This window comes from Vibrio sp. Y176 (assembly GCF_033438945.1).
Genome location: NZ_JAWOQS010000100.1, coordinates 1 through 1,162, shown reverse-complemented (window position 1 = coordinate 1,162; position 1,162 = coordinate 1). Strand labels below are relative to the sequence as shown.

Sequence of the window (1,162 nt, the reverse complement as noted above, 5' to 3'; positions counted from 1 at the left end):
CTTACTGGCTTTCTTGGACAATGAAGTGTCCGACGCGCTCTCTTACCACTTTTGGAACAGTGGCGTGGTGATTCGCAATGATGAAACCTACGAGCGCATTGAAGGCACCGAAGATGGCGTGATCGTTCATCTGCAATCGGGCAAGAAGATGAAAGCCGATTGCCTGTTGTACGCCAATGGACGTACCGGTAACACCGACAAACTCAGTTTGGATGTCGTCGGTCTAGAATCGGATTCTCGCGGCCAGCTTAAAGTGAACCGCAACTACCAAACGGCGGTTGAGCACATTTACGCAGTGGGTGATGTGATTGGTTACCCTAGCCTTGCGAGCGCAGCCTACGACCAAGGACGCTTTGTCGCACAAGCGATCACCAAAGGTCAGGCAGAAAACTATCTGATTGAAGACATCCCAACAGGCATCTACACCATTCCAGAAATCAGCTCTGTTGGTAAAACAGAACAAGAACTGACGGCAGCGAAAGTGCCTTATGAAGTTGGCCGCTCTTCATTCAAACATCTGGCCCGTGCGCAAATTGCAGGCAAAGATGTCGGCAGTTTGAAAATTTTGTTCCATCGTGAAACCAAGGAAATTCTCGGCATTCACTGCTTTGGTGAACGTGCGGCGGAAATCATCCACATTGGTCAAGCCATCATGGAACAGAAAGGCCAAGCCAATACGATTGAATATTTCGTGAATACTACCTTCAACTACCCGACCATGGCCGAAGCCTATCGTGTAGCGGCATTGAATGGGCTGAACCGATTGTTCTAGTAGCCATACAATGCTGAGATAATGAGGTTAAATGAGTATTTGGGGTGCCATGATCCAAATGCAAAAACAGCAGGTTTTCGACCTGCTGTGTTTATTTACGCGAGGAACGTTCCTGTACGCCATTGATAGAAGAATATTACTCCAAGACCAATCCCTCGCATTGCCATAAAGCTGGTCATCGCAAACCACAGTGCATGGTTTTGCCAGCCAGAGAACAAAAAGAAGATTACGAAGAAACAGCAAGTCGCCACGAACATACTGTTCCGCATATCTTTACCTTTGGTGGCACCAACAAAAATGCCATCGAATAAGAAACACCACATGGATGTCAACGGCATCACCACCAGCCAAGGTAGATAGATCGCTGCTTGCTGCTGCACAATCGCAATA

General features: G+C 47.7%; 1 protein-coding gene and 1 pseudogene. One reads left to right on the top strand and one right to left on the bottom strand.

The window, feature by feature from the left end; translation table 11 throughout:
- The coding region (locus R7O13_RS24355; RefSeq protein ID WP_318304867.1) for an FAD-dependent oxidoreductase at positions 1 to 772 on the top strand (772 nt) is incomplete at its 5' end.
- A gap of 95 nt (positions 773 to 867) precedes the next feature.
- On the opposite strand, the pseudogene R7O13_RS24350 reads toward R7O13_RS24355, so the two are convergent.
- Positions 868 to 1,162, bottom strand: a pseudogene (locus R7O13_RS24350) (MATE family efflux transporter); the annotation flags it as partial.